General features: G+C 74.5%; 18 protein-coding genes. All 18 read left to right on the forward strand.

Annotated elements, in window-relative coordinates:
- The 18 genes from ABZ793_RS16815 to ABZ793_RS16900 all read left to right on the forward strand — a co-directional run bounded on the left by ABZ793_RS16815 (position 1) and on the right by ABZ793_RS16900 (position 17,007).
- Positions 1-669, forward strand: a complete 669-nt coding sequence (locus tag ABZ793_RS16815) for a response regulator transcription factor (protein WP_357457696.1) — start codon at positions 1-3, stop codon at positions 667-669.
- A gap of 52 nt (positions 670-721) precedes the next feature.
- On the forward strand, positions 722-985 hold the full coding sequence (locus tag ABZ793_RS16820) for a phosphoribosyl-ATP diphosphatase (RefSeq protein ID WP_357457698.1): 264 nt from the start codon (positions 722-724) through the stop codon (positions 983-985).
- Positions 986-1,030: 45 nt separating this feature from the next.
- Positions 1,031-1,876, forward strand: coding sequence for an ATP phosphoribosyltransferase (gene hisG, locus ABZ793_RS16825; protein WP_357457700.1), 846 nt, complete (start codon positions 1,031-1,033; stop codon positions 1,874-1,876).
- The gene (locus ABZ793_RS16830; RefSeq protein ID WP_357457702.1) at positions 1,873-2,907 is read left to right on the forward strand and encodes a DMT family transporter; all 1,035 of its coding nucleotides are present in this window, start codon (positions 1,873-1,875) and stop codon (positions 2,905-2,907) included. The genes hisG and ABZ793_RS16830 overlap by 4 nt, the downstream gene beginning before the upstream one ends.
- Positions 2,904-3,377 carry a PH domain-containing protein gene (locus ABZ793_RS16835; RefSeq protein WP_357457704.1) on the forward strand — a complete coding sequence of 158 codons (474 nt, stop codon included), beginning with the start codon at positions 2,904-2,906 and terminating at the stop codon, positions 3,375-3,377. The genes ABZ793_RS16830 and ABZ793_RS16835 overlap by 4 nt, the downstream gene beginning before the upstream one ends.
- Positions 3,378-3,775: 398 nt before the next feature.
- Positions 3,776-4,402, forward strand: a complete 627-nt coding sequence (gene infC / locus ABZ793_RS16840) for a translation initiation factor IF-3 (RefSeq protein ID WP_357457708.1) — start codon at positions 3,776-3,778, stop codon at positions 4,400-4,402.
- 19 nt (positions 4,403-4,421) lie between these two features.
- Positions 4,422-4,616 (forward strand): 50S ribosomal protein L35, encoded by a 195-nt coding sequence (gene rpmI / locus ABZ793_RS16845; RefSeq protein ID WP_007458415.1) that lies wholly within the window; start codon positions 4,422-4,424, stop codon positions 4,614-4,616.
- 31 nt (positions 4,617-4,647) lie between these two features.
- Positions 4,648-5,040 (forward strand): 50S ribosomal protein L20, encoded by a 393-nt coding sequence (gene rplT, locus ABZ793_RS16850; RefSeq protein ID WP_184184750.1) that lies wholly within the window; start codon positions 4,648-4,650, stop codon positions 5,038-5,040.
- Positions 5,041-5,072: 32 nt separating this feature from the next.
- A complete protein-coding gene (locus tag ABZ793_RS16855; protein ID WP_357457710.1) occupies positions 5,073-5,912 on the forward strand; it encodes an RNA methyltransferase in 840 nt (279 codons plus the stop codon).
- A 218-nt stretch (positions 5,913-6,130) separates the two neighbouring features.
- Positions 6,131-7,231, forward strand: coding sequence for a phenylalanine--tRNA ligase subunit alpha (gene pheS, locus ABZ793_RS16860; RefSeq protein ID WP_357457712.1), 1,101 nt, complete (start codon positions 6,131-6,133; stop codon positions 7,229-7,231).
- Between the two features lie 39 nt (positions 7,232-7,270).
- A complete protein-coding gene (gene pheT, locus ABZ793_RS16865) occupies positions 7,271-9,817 on the forward strand; it encodes a phenylalanine--tRNA ligase subunit beta (RefSeq protein WP_357457714.1) in 2,547 nt (848 codons plus the stop codon).
- A gap of 182 nt (positions 9,818-9,999) precedes the next feature.
- Positions 10,000-11,001 (forward strand): N-acetyl-gamma-glutamyl-phosphate reductase, encoded by a 1,002-nt coding sequence (argC, locus tag ABZ793_RS16870; protein ID WP_357457717.1) that lies wholly within the window; start codon positions 10,000-10,002, stop codon positions 10,999-11,001.
- Positions 10,998-12,170, forward strand: coding sequence for a bifunctional glutamate N-acetyltransferase/amino-acid acetyltransferase ArgJ (argJ, locus tag ABZ793_RS16875; RefSeq protein WP_357457720.1), 1,173 nt, complete (start codon positions 10,998-11,000; stop codon positions 12,168-12,170). The genes argC and argJ overlap by 4 nt, the downstream gene beginning before the upstream one ends.
- Complete coding sequence (argB, locus tag ABZ793_RS16880; protein ID WP_357457723.1) at positions 12,167-13,054, forward strand: acetylglutamate kinase; 888 nt, start codon at positions 12,167-12,169, stop codon at positions 13,052-13,054. Before argJ ends, argB begins: the two co-directional genes overlap by 4 nt.
- The gene (locus tag ABZ793_RS16885) at positions 13,051-14,322 is read left to right on the forward strand and encodes an acetylornithine transaminase (protein ID WP_357457726.1); all 1,272 of its coding nucleotides are present in this window, start codon (positions 13,051-13,053) and stop codon (positions 14,320-14,322) included. The genes argB and ABZ793_RS16885 overlap by 4 nt, the downstream gene beginning before the upstream one ends.
- Positions 14,319-15,296: an ornithine carbamoyltransferase gene (gene argF / locus ABZ793_RS16890; RefSeq protein ID WP_357457729.1), complete on the forward strand. Its 978-nt coding sequence runs from the start codon at positions 14,319-14,321 to the stop codon at positions 15,294-15,296. The genes ABZ793_RS16885 and argF overlap by 4 nt, the downstream gene beginning before the upstream one ends.
- Positions 15,293-15,808 (forward strand): arginine repressor, encoded by a 516-nt coding sequence (locus ABZ793_RS16895; RefSeq protein ID WP_350708881.1) that lies wholly within the window; start codon positions 15,293-15,295, stop codon positions 15,806-15,808. Before argF ends, ABZ793_RS16895 begins: the two co-directional genes overlap by 4 nt.
- On the forward strand, positions 15,805-17,007 hold the full coding sequence (locus ABZ793_RS16900) for an argininosuccinate synthase (RefSeq protein WP_350681736.1): 1,203 nt from the start codon (positions 15,805-15,807) through the stop codon (positions 17,005-17,007). The genes ABZ793_RS16895 and ABZ793_RS16900 overlap by 4 nt, the downstream gene beginning before the upstream one ends.
- The last annotated feature ends 5 nt before the right edge of the window (positions 17,008-17,012 follow it).

A 17,012-nucleotide genomic window follows, 5' to 3' on the forward strand; every position in this document is an offset into this window, starting at 1 on the left:
ATGCCGGATCCGGTGCGGGTGCTGCTGGTGGACGACCACCCCATCTTCCTGGACGGACTGCGTACGGCGCTCGACGGCGTACCCGAGATCGAGATCGTCGGCACCGCCACCGACGGCGAGGCGGCCCTCGTCGCGGCCGAACGGCTGCGGCCGGACGTCGTGCTGATGGACCTCGCCATGCCGGGCATCGGCGGCGTCGAGGCCACCCGGCGGATCACGGCCCGGGGCGATGTCGCCGTGCTCGTGCTGACCATGCACGCCGACGACGACTCGGTGTACGCCGCCATTCGCGCCGGTGCCGCCGGGTACCTGCTCAAGGGCGCCGCGCGCGGCGACGTGACGCGGGCCGTGTCCGCCGTCGCGGCCGGCGAGGCGGTTTTCGGCACTGAGATCGCCCAGCGGGTCCTGCGCCACTTCGCCGAGGGGCCCCGGTCGCCGCAGAACCGGCCGTTTCCCGAACTCACCCCGCGGGAGGTGCAGATCCTCGACCTGGTGGCCCAGGGGCTCGGCAACCAGGTGATCGCCCGCAAGCTGTCCGTCGCGCCGAAAACGGTCCGCAACAGCGTGTCGACCATCCTCGGCAAGCTGCACGCCGTCGACCGCAGCGAGGCGGTCGCCCGCGCCCGGGCGGCCGGGCTGGGACGGCCGCCAGCGCCGCCGGCGAAATGAGGCGCGACCCGCCCGGCGTGTTCGCCGGGCGGGCCTGCGACAATGGCACGTCGTGAAGACGTTCGAGGAGTTGTTCGCCGAGCTGCAGGCCAAGGCCGCCGCCGGCACCCCTGGCTCGGGCACGGTCGCCGCGCTCGAGAAGGGCGTGCACTTCATCGGCAAGAAGGTCGTCGAGGAGGCGGCCGAGTCGTGGATGGCCGCCGAGCACGAGGGGCCGGAGCGGACCGCCGAGGAGATCTCCCAGCTGATCTACCAGGTCCAGGTGCTGATGCTCGCCAGCGGCCTCGACCTGAAGGACGTCTACCGACATTTGTGAGTGCGCCCCGCCGTTGATCAGATCCGATCGAAGGAGCACTCCGTCATGCTGCGTGTCGCCGTACCGAACAAGGGCACCCTGGCCGAGAAGGCCGCCCAGATGCTGCGCGAGGCGGGCTACCGCCAGCGCACCGACCCCAAGGACCTCGTCTGCCGGGACGAGCCCAACGACATCGAGTTCTTCTACCTGCGGCCCAAGGACATCGCCACCTACGTCGGCTCCGGGGACCTCGACGTCGGGATCACCGGCCGCGACCTGCTGATCGACTCCGGCGCGCCGGCCGAGGAGGTGGTGGACCTCGACTTCGGCCGGGCCACCTTCCGCTTCGCCGCCCGCCCCGAGGACGTCGACGACGTACGGGAGCTGGGCGGGCACCGGATCGCCACCGCGTACCCGGGCCTGGTCGAGCGGCACCTGGCCGAGCTGGGCGTGAAGGCCGACGTGATCCGCCTGGACGGGGCCGTGGAGAACGCCATCCGGCTCGGCGTCGCCGACGTGGTCGCCGACGTGGTGGAGACCGGCACCACGCTGCGCCAGGCCGGCCTGGTGGTCTTCGGCGAGCCGCTGCTGCGCTCCGCGGCGGTGCTCGTCCGCCGCACCGGCGCGCCGGCGCACCCGCAGTCGGAGCAGCTGCTGCGCCGCCTGCACGGCGTCCTGGTGGCCCGCCGCTACGTGATGCTCGCGTACGACGTGCCGGCCGGCCTGCTGGACCGGGCCAGCTCGCTGACCCCGGGCATCGAGTCGCCGACCGTCTCCCCGCTGCACCGCGAGGGCTGGGTGGCCGTGCAGGCGATGGTGCTCAGCGACGACGTGCACCGGATCATGGACGAGCTCTACGAGCTCGGCGCCCGCGCGATCCTCGTCACCAACATCCACGCCTGCCGGCTGTGAGCGGCCCGCCCGCGGCGGCGGGTATCCCGGCCCGGCCGGTGCCGCGCGTCCTGCCGCCGTGGGCGGCCATGGTGGTGGTCACCCTCGCCGGGTTCGCCTCGGCGGCGCAGGGCGCGGCCAACGCCGAGCTGGGCGAGCGGGCCGGCAACGCCACCCTGGGCGCGGTGGTCAACAACCTCGGCGGGACGCTGCTGATCGGCGTCGGGGTGCTGGCCCTGCCCTCGGCACGCGCCGGCCTGGTCGCGCTGCGCCGGGCCCGGCTGCCCTGGTGGGCGTACCTGGGCGGGCTCGGCGGGGCGGCCATCGTGCTGCTCGGCGCGTACATCGTCCCGGTGCTCGGGGTGGCGGTCTTCACCATCGCGCAGGTGGCCGGCGGCAGCCTCGGCGGGCTGGCCGTGGACCGGGCGGGGCTGGCGCCGGTCGGGCGGCTGGCGCTCACCCCGGCGCGGGTGGCCGGCGCCCTGTTGGGCGTGGCCGCCGTGGCGCTGGCCCAGCTCGGCCGGCCCGTCGGCGACCTCGCCCTCGGGCTGGTGCTGCTGGCCGTGGCCGGCGGGGTGGCCGTCGCGCTCCAGTCCGCGCTGAACGCGCGGGTCTCCGCCGCCGGCTCGGCCACCGCCGGGGTCGCGGTCAACTTCGCCACCGCCACGCCGGTGGTGCTGCTCGTCGCGGCGCTGGCCGGAGCCCTGGCCGGCCCGGCCCCGACCTGGCCGGACGCCTGGTACCTCTACACGGGCGGCTTGCTCGGCGTGGTCATCGTGGCGAGCCTGGTGGTCGGGGTGCCCGCGATCGGGGTGCTGCGTACCGGCCTGGCGTTGGTCGCCGGGCAACTGGGTGGCGCCCTGCTGCTGGACGCGCTGGTGCCGGGCGGGCCGGGCGTGCGGCTGCCGGTGCTCGCCGGCGCGCTGCTGACCCTGCTGGCCGCGGTGATCGCCGGTCGGGGCTCCGCCCGGCCGCGTACCCGCGCCGCGGTGCCGTCCGCCCGTGTGGCGACGGACGAGCGGCCCGGAGCGGGTGGCAAACTGGTGGGGTGAGTGAAACCGAGACGGTCCGCCTCCGCCCGCGCCGCATCCGGGTGGTCTGCTGGGCCTCGGCGGCCGTGCTCCTCGTGGTGTTCACCCTGGTGGCCACCTCGCTGACCGGTGCGACCGGCAACGGCTACGGCAGCTTCCAGCGGGGCGACCAGATCGCGATGGTCGGTCTCGGCGTGTTCGGCGCCCTCGGCTTCCTGCTCTTCACCCGGCCCCGGGTGGTGGCGGACGGGCGCGGTGTGCGCGTGCGCAACGTCCTCGGCTCGTACGAGCTGCCGTGGGAGGTCGTCCGCGGGGTCCGCTTCGACCGGGGCGCGCCCTGGGCGAGCCTGGAGCTGCACGACGACGACCTCCTGCCGATGGTCGCCCTGCAGGCCGCCGACAAGGAGCTGGCCGTCGAGGGGGTCCGCGCGCTGCGCCGGCTGCACCAGGCGCACCAGGCCCGCCTCGCCGAGGGCGCGACCGGCCGCTGAGCCGCCTCGCCGAGGGCGCGACCGGCCGCCGCGCCGGCGAGTCCAATGGCTCGGCCCGGCCCCCGGGGTGCCCGGTTTGGGGGCGCTCGGGCGAGGGTGTAGTGTTGTCGAGTCGACCAGGCTGTCTCCGCGTGCGAGCAAGTCGCCCGTGACCGGACAGCCATGAAAGAGGAGCGCCTGCTCCCACCCGAGTCGCCGCCACGGTGGCCGGGTCCGGTCACCGGTTCCGGGCACGTCCCGGCGCCGGATGCGCGATCATGTGATTGTGCCGACCGGTCGAGCGGGCCCTGGCATGCGCCGGGGCCTTCTGCTTTCCGGTCGGCTCCCACCCGGGAGCCGCGGGGTCGGCCACGCAGGAGACTTTGACTCGAGGAGGCCCCATCAGCGTCGAACCACGCGTGAACGAGCAGATCCGGGCACGTGAGGTCCGACTGGTCGGCCCCGAGGGTGAGCAGGTGGGCATCGTCCCGCTGGAGCGCGCCCTTCAGCTGGCCGCGGACGTAGACCTGGACCTGGTCGAGGTTGCGCCGATGGCGCGCCCTCCGGTGTGCAAGCTCATGGACTTCGGCAAGTTCAAGTACGAGAGCGCACTGAAGGCGCGCGAAGCGCGGCGTAACCAGCAGCAGACCGTCATCAAGGAGATGAAGCTCCGGCCGAAGATCGACCCGCACGACTACGAGACCAAGAAGGGTCACGTGGTGCGGTTCCTCAAGGCCGGCGACAAGGTCAAGGTGACGATCATGTTCCGCGGTCGCGAGCAGAGCCGCCCGGAGCTGGGTTACCGGCTCCTGCGCCGGCTCGAGTCGGAGATCTCGGAGCTGGGGTACGTCGAGGCCGCGCCGAAGCAGGACGGCCGAAACATGATCATGGTGCTTGCGCCGCACCGCGCCACGAAGGCCGCCGCGGTCGCCGCGACGGCCGCCCGGGGCGGGCCGCGGGAGCGGGAAGCCGAGGGCGCCGCCCCGGCCGGCGAGACCGCAGCGGCCGGTGACACCGGCACAGTCGCCGAAACCAGCGGCGAGTAACAGGGGAGAGACGTTCCACATGCCGAAGATGAAGAGCCACACGGGGATGGGCAAGCGGGTCAAGGTGACCGGCAAGGGCAAGATCGTTGCCCAGCAGGCCGGCCTCCGGCACAACCTGGAGAAGAAGCCCTCCACCCAGACCCGTCGGCTGACCGGCACCGTCGTGCTGGCCAAGGCCGATGTCAAGCGCATCAAGAAGCTGCTCGGCCGCTGACGCGCGCCACCTGACGTAAGAAGGAGTTGAGATGGCACGCGTCAAGCGGGCTGTGAACGCCCAGAAGAAGCGCCGTACCCTGCTGGAGACCGCGAGCGGCTACCGCGGTCAGCGCTCCCGCCTCTACCGCAAGGCCAAGGAGCAGGTGCTGCACTCGATGCAGTACGCCTACCGGGACCGTCGCGACCGCAAGGGCGACTTCCGGCAGCTGTGGATCCAGCGGATCAACGCGGGCGCCCGCGCCAACGGGATGACCTACAACCGCCTGATCCAGGGCCTGCGCCTGGCCGGCATCGAGGTCGATCGCAAGATCCTGGCCGACCTGGCCGTCAACGACGCCGCCGCGTTCGCGGCGATCGTCGAGCTGGCCCGGGCCGCGGTCACGGCCGAGGGCACCGGCGGCGCGGCGGCCCAGGCCGCCTGATTCCCGCGCACCAGCAGATCGAGGCGTCTCCCATGCAGTCACCATCGCGCGGGGGACGCCTCGACGCTGTCTCCGGCCCCTTCACCCCGCGTACCCCCAGGGTGGTCGCCGCCCGCCGGCTCCAGCGCCGCCGGGAGCGCGAGGCCACCGGCCGGTTCCTCGCCGAGGGGCCGCAGGCGGTCCGCGAGGCCCTGGCCCGCCCGGGGGTGGTCACCGAACTCTTCGGTACGCCCGCCGCCCTGGACCGGCACGTCGACCTGGCCGCCGACGCCGCCCGCGCCGACGTTCCGGTCTCCGAGGTGACCGACGAGGCCCTGGCCGCCCTCGCCGAGACCGTCGCCCCGCAGGGCCTGGTCGCCGTCTGCCGGCACCTCGACGTGCCCCTGGAGCGGGCCCTGGCCGGCGGGCCCCGCCTCGTCGCGGTGCTCGCCGAGATCCGCGACCCGGGCAACGCTGGCACCGTGCTGCGCACCGCCGACGCCGCCGGGGCCGGCGCGGTCGTCTTCGCCGGCGACGCCGTGGACCCGTACAACGGCAAGTGCGTCCGGGCCTCGGCCGGCAGCCTCTTCCACGTCGACGTGGTCCGCGCGCCCGACCCGCTGGACGTGGTCGCCGCGCTGCGCGCCGCCGGCCTCGCCGTGCTCGCCACCACCGGCTACGGCGAGGACGACCTCGACGACCTCGCCGACGCCGGCCGGCTCGCCGCCCCCACCGCCTGGCTGTTCGGCTCCGAGGCGCACGGCCTGCCGGAGGCGCTCACCGCCGCCGCCGACGCCCGCGTCCGGGTGCCGCTGCACGGGCGCGCCGAGAGCCTGAACCTGGCTGCGGCCGCCGCCGTCTGCCTGTACGCTTCAGCGAGAGCGCAGCGGTGACCGGGCACCGGTCCCGCGAGGCACCCAGCAGAGGAGAGCATTCGCCCGTGAACGCGCCACGGCGTTCGTTTAGCCAGCCCGCCGGTGTCGGCGGGCGGCGGGCCTGACCTGCTTTCCGCGCAACTCCCACCGGCGGGCTGCGGCACAGCCGCGCGTCCGTAGACTCGCTTCGCCGCCCCGTGAGGGCTGGCGCCGCCGTGAGGGAGTGCCCGTACGCCATGAGCTACCGCAACGATCCGTACGACCCGAAGCAGGTCGCCCTGCTCGACCCGGCCGCCCTGGCCGAGGCCGTCGCCGCCGCCGAGAAGGCGTTCGCCGAGGCCGGTGACCCGGACGCGCTGACCGCGCTGCGCCCGGCGCACCTCGGCGACCGGTCCCCGGTGTCGCTGGCCCGCCGGGAGATCGGCGCGCTGCCGCCGGCCGCGAAGTCCGACGCCGGCAAACGGGTCAACGAGGCCCGCCGTGCCGTCGAGGCCGCCTACGCCGCCCGCCAGGAGGTCCTGGAGCGGGAGCAGGCGGAACGGGTGCTGGTGGAGGAGCGCGTCGACGTGACGCTGCCCCACGACCGGCGGCCCCGGGGTGCCCGGCACCCGATCAGCACCCTGATGGAGCAGATCAGCGACCTGTTCCTCGGGATGGGCTACGAGGTGGCCGAGGGGCCCGAGGTTGAGCTGGAGTGGACCAACTTCGACGCGCTCAACATCCCGGCCGACCACCCGGCCCGCGGCCTGATGGACACCTTCCACATCGCACCCGCCGACGGCTCCGCCGGGACGGCCGGCGAGCCGGCGGGTTCCGGCCTCGTCCTGCGTACCCACACCTCGCCGGTGCAGGCGCGCACCATGCTGACCCGCAAGCCGCCGATCTACGTGATCGTGCCCGGCCGGGTCTACCGCACCGACGAGCTGGACGCCACCCACGCCCCGGTCTTCCACCAGGTGGAGGGCCTGGTGGTGGACAAGGGCATCACGATGGCGCACCTGCGCGGCACCCTGGACCACTTCGCCCGGGCGATGTTCGGCGAGGGCGCGAAGACCCGCTTCCGGCCGCACTACTTCCCGTTCACGGAGCCGTCGGCGGAGTTCGACGTCTGGTTCCCGGAGCACCGCGACGGCCCGCGCTGGGTCGAGTGGGGCGGCTGCGGCATGGTCAACCCGCGGGTGCTGCGCGCCTGCGGCATCGACCCCGAGGTCTACTCGGGATTCGCGTTCGGCATGGGTATCGACCGGACCGTGATGTTCCGGCACGGGGTCAGCGACATGCGGGACATGGCCGAGGGCGACGTGCGGTTCACCCGCGCGTTCGGGGTCGGGGCGTAGGCGATGCGGGTACGAGTTACGGAGACGGTGGTCTGAGTCATGCGAGTTTCTGTCAGTTGGCTGCGGGAGTACGTCGACCTCCCCGCCGACCTGCCCGCCGGCGACCTGGAGCAGGCCCTGGTCGGCCTCGGCATCGAGGTCGAGTCCGTCGTGGACCTGCGGGAGACCGTCACCGGTCAGCTGGTGGTCGGTGAGGTCCGGGAGATCGAGGAGCTGACCGGATTCAAGAAGCCGATCCGGTTCTGCCGGGTCGACGTCGGGGACGCCAACGGCACCGGCGAGCCGCAGGAGATCGTCTGCGGGGCGCGCAACTTCGCCCCGGGCGACCGGGTCGTGGTCATCCTGCCCGGCGGCGTGCTGCCCGGCGGCTTCGCCATCGGCGCGCGCAAGACCTACGGGCGCAACTCCAACGGCATGATCTGCTCCGCCAAGGAGCTGGGCCTCGGCGACGACCACTCGGGCATCATCGTGCTGCCCGAGGACACCCCGGCCAAGCCGGGCGACGACGCGCGGCCGGTCGTCGGGCTCGACGACGTCGTGGTCGAGCTGGAGATCACCCCCGACCGGGGGTACGCGATGAGCCTGCGCGGCCTCGCCCGCGAGCTGTCGCACACCCTCGGCGTGCCGTTCCGTGACCCGGGCCTGGCGCCCGCTCCCGGCGGCACGGAGGCCCCGGCGTACCCGGTCGAGGTGCGGGACACGGTCGGCTGCGACCGGTTCGCCGCCCGCCTCGTGCGCGGCGTCGACCCGACGGCGGCCACCCCCGGCTGGATGCAGCGGCGGCTCACCGTCGCCGGCATCCGCAGCATCTCGCTGCCGGTCGACATCACCAACTACGTGATGCTGGAACTCGGCCAGCCGATGCACGCCTTCGACGCCGACCGGATCGCCGGGCCGCTGGTGGTCCGCCGCGCCGAGGCGGGGGAGAAGCTGACCACGCTGGACGGGGTGACCCGCGCGCTCGCGCCCGAGGACATGGTGATCTGCGACGACACCGGCCCGATCTCGCTCGCCGCCGTGATGGGCGGCGAGACCAGCGAGGTCGTCGCGGGGACGACGAACGTGCTCTTCGAGGCCGCCCACTGGGATCCGGTGATGGTGGGGCGCACCGCCCGCCGGCACAAGCTGTTCAGCGAGGCCGCGAAGCGGTGGGAGCGGGGCGTGGACCCGGCCCTGCCGCTGGTCGCCATCGCGCGGGCGGTCCGGCTGCTCACCGAGCACGCCGGCGGCACCGCCGGGGACGAGATCCTCGACATCGACCACGTCCGGCCGCGTACCCCGGTGGTCCTGCCGGTCGACCTGCCGACCCGGCGGATCGGCGTGACCTACCCGCCGGCGCGGGTGGTGGCCGTGCTGGAGCAGGTCGGCTGCACGGTCGCCCACGGCGCCGACCGGCTCGGCGAGGACCCGGGCGAGGTCGGCGTCGCCGCCGGCGACGGCGCGGCGCTCACCGTCACCCCGCCGACCTGGCGGCCCGACCTGACCGACCCTGCGGACCTGGTCGAGGAGGTGGTCCGCCTCGACGGGTACGACCGGGTGCCGTCGGTGCTGCCGACGGCGCCGCCCGGCCGCGGCCTGACCTGGCAGCAGCGTCGCCGCCGGGCCGTGGCCCGGTCGCTCGCCGAGCGCGGGTACGTGGAGGTGCTGGCGCACCCGTTCGTCGCCCCGGAGTTGGCCGACCAGCTCGGCCTGCCCGAGGGCGACCCGCGCCGGCAGGCGGTACGGCTGGCCAACCCGCTGTCGGAGGAGGAGCCGCTGCTGCGCACCACGCTGCTCGGCCCGCTGCTCGGCATCGTGAAGCGCAATCTCGGCCGGGGCCAGCGCGACCTCGCCCTGTACGAGATCGGCGCGGTCTTCCACCCGCGTCCCGGCGCCGGCCGCCCGCCGGCGATGGGCGTGGACCGGCGACCCAGCGACGAGGAGTTCGCCGCCGCCGACGCCGTGGTGCCCGACCAACCCCGGCACGTCGCCGTCGTGCTGACCGGCGACATCGAGCCGGCCGGCTGGTGGGGCGGCGGCCGGGCGGCCGGCTGGGCGGACGCTGTGGAGGCCGGCCGGGACGTGCTCGCCGCCGCCGACATCCCCGCGCACCGGGTCGAGGTCCGGGCCGCCGAGTACGCGCCGTGGCACCCCGGCCGCTGCGCGGAGCTGCTGGTCGACGGCACGGTGGTCGGGCACGCCGGCGAGCTGCACCCGGCGGTCGTGGCGGCGCTGGAGCTGCCCCGGCGGACCAGCGCCCTGGAGCTGGACCTGGACGCGCTGCCGGCGGCCCCGGTGGCGTCCGGGCCGGCCGTCTCGGGCTTCCCGCCGGCGCTGATCGACGTGGCGCTGGTGGTCGACGAGTCGGTTCCGGCGGCCCAGGTGCAGCGCGCCCTGGTCGAGGGCGCCGGCGAGTTGCTGGAGGGGGTGCGCCTGTTCGACGTGTACGCCTCCGAGCAGCTCGGGGCGGGCCGGAAGTCGCTGGCGTACAAGCTCACCTTCCGGGCTCCCGACCGGACGCTGACCGTGGAGGAGGCGGTGGCCGCGCGGGACGCGGCGGTCGCCCGGGCCGCGGAACGCTTCGGCGCCACCCTGCGCGGCGCCTGACGCCTGGATGTCGACGGCCCCCGTCCGGTTTCGCCGGGCGGGGGCCGTTTCCGATGTCCGGCTCCGTCCCGGCCTCCCGCGCCCGGACGCGACGCTCATCATGCACATACAGAAGTCTGTATGAACTTGCAGAGGCCGATCATCGCTGCTAGCCTTCGCTGCATAGTCATGCGGAGGTGAGTATGGGTATCCGAGTCGCGGTAGCGGGGGCGAGCGGCTACGCCGGGGGCGAGCTGATCCGCCTGGTCGCCGGGCACCCGGAGTTCGACCTGGTCGCCGCTACCGCGCACAGCCAGGCCGGGCACCGGCTCGACGTCGTACACCCGCAGCTCGCCGGCCTGGACCTGGTCCTCGGCGAGACGGACGCGACGGCGCTGGCCGACGCGGACCTGGTCTTCCTGGCCCTGCCGCACGGCCAGTCGGCGGCCCTGGCGGCCCAGCTCCCGCCCGAGGTCCGCGTCGTCGACCTCGGCGCCGACCACCGGCTCGCCGACCCCTACGCCTGGGCCAACTACTACGGCGGCCCGCACGCCGGGCAGTGGACCTACGGCCTGCCCGAGCTGCCCGGCCAGCGGGAGCTGATCGCCGGCGCCACCCGGGTCGCCAACACCGGCTGCTACGCCGCCGCCATCACCCTCGCGCTCGCCCCGCTGATCGCCGCCGGCGCCGCCGCCCCGGCCGACGTGGTGGTCGTCGCGGCCTCCGGCACCTCCGGCGCGGGCAAGGCGGCCAAGCCGCACCTGCTCGGCAGCGAGGTGATGGGGGACCTGTCGCCCTACCGCGTCGGCACCCACCAGCACGTGCCGGAGATCAAGCAGGCCACCGGGGCGACCGGCCTGTCGCTCACCCCGGTGCTCGCGCCGATGCCCCGGGGCATCCTGGCCACCGTGACCGCCGTGCCGGCCCGGGGCGTGGACCCCCGGGCGGTGCTCGCCGAGGCGTACGCGGACGCGCCCTTCGTGCACGTGCTGCCCGAGGGGACCTGGCCGCACACCGCCGCCACCCTCGGCTCCAACTCCTGCCACCTGCAGGCCACCGTCGACGTCGACACCCGCCGGACCATCGTGCTCAGCGCGCTGGACAACCTCGGCAAGGGCGCCGCCGGCCAGGCCGTGCAGAACGCCAACCTCATGTTCGGCCTGCCGGAGACGACGGGCCTGTCCGTCTGGGGGATCGCACCATGAGCGTCACGACTCCGCGGGGGTTCCGGGCGGCCGGGGTGGCCGCCGGGCTCAAGTCCAGCGGCGCGAGCGACGTCGCGCTGGTCGTCAACGACGGCCCGGACGCCGGGGTCGCCGCCGTGTTCACCGCCAACCGGGTCAAGGCCGCGCCGGTGCTCTGGACCCAGCAGGTGGTCCGCGGCGGCGTCGTCCGCGCCGTGGTGCTCAACTCGGGCGGGGCCAACGCGTGCACCGGCCCGGCCGGCTTCCAGGACACCCACGCCACCGCCGAGCACGCCGCCGCCGCGCTCACCTCGGCCAGCCCCCGGCTGATGCTCGGGGCCGGCGACGTGGCGGTCTGCTCGACCGGCCTGATCGGCGAGCGGTTGCCGATGCAGAAGCTGCTCCCCGGCGTACGCGCCGCGATCCGTGGCCTGTCCCGCGACGGCGGCCCGGCGGCCGCCGAGGCCATCATGACCACGGACACCCGCCCCAAGACCACGGTGGCGCGGGGCAGCGGCTGGACCGTCGGCGGCATGGCCAAGGGCGCCGGCATGCTCGCCCCGGCGATGGCCACCATGCTCTGCGTGCTGACCACCGACGCGGTGGCCGGGCCGGAGGCCCTCGACGCCGCGCTGCGCGAGGCGTGCCGGGTCACCTTCGACCGGGTCGACTCCGACGGCTGCATGTCGACCAACGACACGGTGCTGCTGCTGGCCAGCGGCGCGAGCGGCATCGCGCCGACGCCGGCCGAGCTGACCGCCGCGGTCACCGCCGCCGCGCACGACCTGGCCCAGCAGCTCGTCGCCGACGCCGAGGGCGCCACCAAGCAGATCGCCGTCGACGTGGTCGGCGCGGCGAGCGAGGACGACGCGGTCGAGGTGGGGCGGTCGGTGGCCCGCAACAACCTGGTCAAGACCGCGCTGTTCGGCAACGACCCGAACTGGGGCCGGATCCTCGCCGCGGTCGGCACCACCGCCGCCGCCTTCGAGCCGGACGCGGTCGACGTCGCGGTCAACGGCGTCTGGGTGTGCCGCTCCGGCGCCGCCGCCGAGGACCGGTCGAAGGTCGACCTGACCGGGCGGGACGTCACCATCCGGATCGACCTGCACGCCGGCGACGCCGAGGCCACGATCTGGACCAACGACCTCTCCCACGCGTACGTACACGAGAACTCGGCCTACTCGACATGAGCCTCACCACCGACCTCACCCGCGCCCAGGCCAAGGCCGCCACGCTGATCGAGGCCCTGCCCTGGCTGGCCCGCTTCTCCGGCTCGACCGTCGTGGTCAAGTACGGCGGCAACGCCATGGTCGACCCCGAACTGCAACGGGCCTTCGCCGCCGACATGGTCTTCCTGCGCTACGCCGGCCTGAAGCCGGTCGTGGTGCACGGCGGCGGCCCGCAGATCTCCGCCATGCTCGGCCGGCTCGGCATCGCCAGCGAGTTCCGGGGCGGCCTGCGGGTCACCACCCCGGAGGCGATGGACGTGGTCCGGATGGTGCTCGTCGGCCAGGTGGGCCGGGAGTTGGTCGGGTTGATCAACGCGCACGGCCCGTTCGCGGTCGGCCTCTCCGGCGAGGACGCGGGCCTGTTCACCGCCGTGCGGCGGCCCGCGTACGTGGACGGGGAGCCGGTCGACGTCGGGCAGGTCGGCGACGTCGAGTCGGTCGACGTCTCGGCGGTCACCGACCTGATCGCGGCCGGGCGGATCCCGGTGATCTCCACCGTCGCGCCGGACGCCGACGGCGTGCTGCACAACCTGAACGCCGACACCGCCGCCGCCGCGCTCGCCGTCGCCCTCGACGCCCGCAAGCTGGTCGTCCTCACCGACGTGCCCGGCCTCTACGCCGACTGGCCGGACACCGGCAGCCTGGTCAGCGAGATCACCGCCGACGAGTTGGCGAAGCTGCTGCCGTCGCTGTCCAGCGGCATGGTGCCCAAGATGGAGGCCTGCCTGCGGGCCGTACGGCAGGGGGTGCCCGCCGCGCACGTGGTCGACGGCCGGGTCGCCCACTCCACGTTGCTGGAGGTCTTCACCTCGGAAGGGTTCGGAACAATGGTGATCCCGTCATGAGCACGCTCGTCGAGCGCTGGTCGCAGTCGATGATGGACAACTACGGCACGCCGCCGCTGGCCCTCGTCTCCGGCTCCGGCGCCGTCGTGGTCGACGAGGCCGGCCGGGAGTACGTCGACCTGGTCGGCGGGATCGCGGTCAACGCCCTCGGCCACGCCCACCCGGCCGTGGTGGCCGCCGTGTCGAAGCAGGTCGCCACCCTCGGGCACGTCTCCAACCTCTACGTCGCCGAGCCGCCGGTGGCCCTGGCCGAGCTGTTGCTGGCCCTGGCCGGCCGGTCCGGCCGGGTCTTCTTCGCCAACTCGGGCGCGGAGGCCAACGAGGCGGCGTTCAAGCTGTCCCGGCTCACCGGCCGCACCCACGTGGTCGCCACCCGGGGCGGCTTCCACGGGCGGACCATGGGCGCGCTGGCGCTGACCGGCCAGCCGGCCAAGGCCGACCCGTTCCGCCCGCTGCCCGGCGACGTCAGCCACGTCGACTACGGCGACGTCGCCGCGCTGGAGGCGGCCGTCACCGACGCCACGGCCATGGTGATTCTGGAGCCGGTGCAGGGCGAGAACGGCGTCGTGGTCCCGCCGGCCGGCTATCTGGCCGCCGCCCGGCGGATCACCGCCCGGCACGGCGCGTTGCTGGTGCTCGACGAGGTGCAGACCGGCATCGGCCGCACCGGGCACTGGTTCGCCCACCAGGCCGAGGGCGTCGAGCCCGACGTGGTGACCCTGGCCAAGGGGCTCGGCGGCGGGCTGCCGCTCGGCGCCTGCCTGGCCTTCGGCCGGGCCGCCGACCTGCTCGGCCCCGGCATGCACGGCACCACGTTCGGCGGCAACCCGATCAGCTGCGCCGCCGCCCTGGCGGTGGTGGGCACCATCGCGCACGAGGGGCTGCTCGACCACGTCAAGCGGATCGGCGAGCGGCTGCGCCGGGGCATCGAGGCGCTCGGCCACCCGCTGGTCGACGGCGTACGCGGCGCGGGCCTGCTGCTCGGCGTGGTGCTCGCCGCGCCCGTGGCGAAGGTGCTCGCCGAGGCGCTGCGGGAGACCGGTTTCCTGGTCAACCCGGTGCAGCCCGGCGTGGTACGGCTCGCCCCGCCGCTGATCCTGACCGCCGCCCAGGCCGACGCCTTCCTGGCCGCTCTTCCCGCGGCCCTCGACGCGGCCTCCCCGGCCGCCGCCGGCACCACCCCGGCCGCGGCTGGCACCTCCCCGGCCGCCGCCGCCGAGAGCCCGGCCGCCGCGACCACCGCGACCACGACGGAGACGAGCGCATGACCCGGCACTTCCTGCGGGACGACGACCTGACCCCCGCCGAGCAGTCGGCCGTGCTCGACCTCGCGGCGCGGATGAAGGCCGACCGGTTCGGCCACCGGCCGCTGGCCGGCCCCCGGTCGGTGGCGGTGCTGTTCGACAAGCAGAGCCTGCGCACCCGGTTCTCGTTCGACGTCGGCATCGCCGAACTCGGCGGGCACCCCCTTGTGGTGGACACCCAGGTCACCCACTTCGGGCGGGGCGAGACCCTCGGCGACGCCGGGCGGGTCCTCTCCCGCTACGTCGCGGCGATCGTGCTGCGCACGCACGGCGACGACCGGATCGCCGAGGTCGCCGACGCCGCGACCGTGCCGGTCGTCAACGCGCTCACCGACGGGTTCCACCCCTGCCAGCTCCTGGCCGACCTGCTCACGATCCGCGAGCACTGCGGCGGCACCGCCGGCCGGACCCTGGCGTACGTCGGCGACGCCGCCAACAACCTGTCCCACTCGTACCTGCTGGCCGGGGCGACCGCCGGGATGCACGTGCGGGTCGCCGGGCCAGCCAACTTCGGCCCCGACCCGGAGGTGCTCGCCCGGGCCGAGAAGATCGCCGCCGGCACCGGCGGCTCCGTGCAGGCGCTGACCGACCCCGTCGCGGCGGTGGCCGGGGCCGACGTGGTCGCCACCGACACCTGGACCTCGATGGGTCAGGAGTCGGACGGCCTGGACCGGATCACCCCGTTCCTGCCGTACCAGGTCAACGCCGCGCTGCTGGACCACGCCGCGCCCGACGCGATCGTGCTGCACTGCCTGCCCGCGCACCGGGGCGAGGAGATCACCGACGAGGTGCTCGACGGCCCGCACAGCGCCGTGTTCGACCAGGCGGAGAATCGGCTGCACGCCCAGAAGGCGCTGCTGACGTTCCTCCTCGGGGCCGCGCCCGCCGCCCCGGACGCGGCGGCGCCGGGCGCCGCCGCGACCAGGGAGAATCCATGACCGCCCCGCTGACCCGCGCCGCCCGCCACGCCCGCCTCGTCGAGCTGATCCGCGACAAGGCGATCCACTCGCAGACCGAGCTGGCCGACCTGCTCGCCGGCGACGGCATCCAGGTCACCCAGGCGACCCTGTCCCGCGACCTCAAGGAGTTGGGCGCGGTGACCGTGCGCGGCGGCGACGGGCGGGCCGTCTACCTGATCCCCGAGGACGGCCACCGGCCGCTGCGCGACGCCGAGGCGGCGCCGGCCCGGCTGGTCCGGCTGCTGCGGGAGCTGCTCAACGGGGTCGACTCCAGCGGCAACATCGCCGTGCTGCGCACCCCGCCGGGCGCAGCCCACTACCTGGCCAGCGCGTTGGACCGAGCGGGCCTGCCCGAGGTCGTCGGCACCATCGCCGGCGACGACACCATCCTCGTCGTGGCCCGCGAGGCCGTCGGCGGGGCCGCGCTCGGCGACAAGCTCGCCGGCTGGGCCCGCCGGGAAGAGAACGTTGAAGGGAGCACCACACCATGACCGAGCGGGTCGTTCTTGCCTACTCCGGAGGGCTCGACACCTCCGTCGCCATCCCGTACCTCGCCGAGCAGACCGGCGCCGAGGTGATCGCGGTCGCGGTCGACGTCGGGCAGGGCGGCGAGGACCTCGACGCCATCCGGCAGCGCGCCCTGGACTGCGGCGCGGTCGAGTCCGAGGTGGTCGACGCGCGCGACGAGTTCGCCGCCGAGTACTGCCTGCCGGCCATCCGCGCCAACGCGCTCTACATGGACCGCTACCCGCTGGTCTCCGCGCTGTCCCGGCCGCTGATCGTCAAGCACCTGGTGGCCGCGGCCCGCAAGCACGGCGGCACCATCGTGTCGCACGGCTGCACCGGCAAGGGCAACGACCAGGTCCGCTTCGAGGTCGGCCTGGGCGCGCTCGCGCCCGACCTGAAGATCATCGCGCCGGCCCGGGACTTCGCCTGGACGCGGGACAAGGCGATCGCCTTCGCCGAGGAGAAGGGGCTGCCGATCGACGTGTCGGCGAAGTCGCCGTACTCCATCGACCAGAACCTGTTCGGGCGCGCCGTCGAGACGGGCTTCCTGGAGGACATCTGGAACAGCCCGATCGAGGACCTGTACTCGTACACCGCCGACCCGGCGCAGGAGCGCGACGCCGACGAGGTCGTGATCACCTTCGACGCCGGCGTCCCGGTGGCGATCGACGGCGAGACCGTCACCCCGTACCAGGCGATCCTGGAGCTCAACCGGCGCGCCGGCGCCCAGGGCGTGGGCCGGCTCGACATGGTCGAGGACCGCCTCGTCGGCATCAAGAGCCGCGAGGTGTACGAGGCGCCCGGCGCGATCGCGCTGATCACCGCCCACCAGGAGCTGGAGGCGGTGACCGTGGAGCGGGACCTGGCCCGGTTCAAGCGCGGCGTCGACCAGCGCTGGGGCGAGCTGGTCTACGACGGCCTCTGGTTCTCCCCGCTGAAGAACAGCCTGGACGCGTTCATCGACGACGCGCAGCGGCACGTCAGCGGCGAGGTGCGGCTCGTCCTGCACGGCGGCCGGGCCACCGTCACCGGCCGGCGCTCCGAGGCCAGCCTCTACGACTTCGGCATGGCCACCTACGACACCGGCGACACGTTCGACCAGTCCCTGGCCAAGGGCTTCGTCCAGCTCTGGGGCCTGCCGAGCAAGATGGCCGCCGCGCGGGACGCCCGGCTGGGCGGCTGAAGATC

The sequence above is a fragment of the Micromonospora sp. NPDC047465 genome (assembly GCF_040643125.1).
In the GTDB taxonomy this organism is placed as follows: domain Bacteria; phylum Actinomycetota; class Actinomycetes; order Mycobacteriales; family Micromonosporaceae; genus Micromonospora.

Coding starts and splice junctions, on each gene's coding strand:
- ABZ793_RS16815 (WP_357457696.1), top strand. CDS start 1: ATGCCGGATCCGGTGCGGGTGCTGCTGGTGGACGACCACCCCATCTTC.
- hisG (WP_357457700.1), top strand. CDS start 1,031: ATGCTGCGTGTCGCCGTACCGAACAAGGGCACCCTGGCCGAGAAGGCC.
- rpmI (WP_007458415.1), top strand. CDS start 4,422: ATGCCGAAGATGAAGAGCCACACGGGGATGGGCAAGCGGGTCAAGGTG.
- rplT (WP_184184750.1), top strand. CDS start 4,648: ATGGCACGCGTCAAGCGGGCTGTGAACGCCCAGAAGAAGCGCCGTACC.
- ABZ793_RS16855 (WP_357457710.1), top strand. CDS start 5,073: ATGCAGTCACCATCGCGCGGGGGACGCCTCGACGCTGTCTCCGGCCCC.
- pheS (WP_357457712.1), top strand. CDS start 6,131: ATGAGCTACCGCAACGATCCGTACGACCCGAAGCAGGTCGCCCTGCTC.
- pheT (WP_357457714.1), top strand. CDS start 7,271: ATGCGAGTTTCTGTCAGTTGGCTGCGGGAGTACGTCGACCTCCCCGCC.
- argC (WP_357457717.1), top strand. CDS start 10,000: ATGGGTATCCGAGTCGCGGTAGCGGGGGCGAGCGGCTACGCCGGGGGC.
- argJ (WP_357457720.1), top strand. CDS start 10,998: ATGAGCGTCACGACTCCGCGGGGGTTCCGGGCGGCCGGGGTGGCCGCC.
- argB (WP_357457723.1), top strand. CDS start 12,167: ATGAGCCTCACCACCGACCTCACCCGCGCCCAGGCCAAGGCCGCCACG.
- ABZ793_RS16885 (WP_357457726.1), top strand. CDS start 13,051: ATGAGCACGCTCGTCGAGCGCTGGTCGCAGTCGATGATGGACAACTAC.
- argF (WP_357457729.1), top strand. CDS start 14,319: ATGACCCGGCACTTCCTGCGGGACGACGACCTGACCCCCGCCGAGCAG.
- ABZ793_RS16895 (WP_350708881.1), top strand. CDS start 15,293: ATGACCGCCCCGCTGACCCGCGCCGCCCGCCACGCCCGCCTCGTCGAG.
- ABZ793_RS16900 (WP_350681736.1), top strand. CDS start 15,805: ATGACCGAGCGGGTCGTTCTTGCCTACTCCGGAGGGCTCGACACCTCC.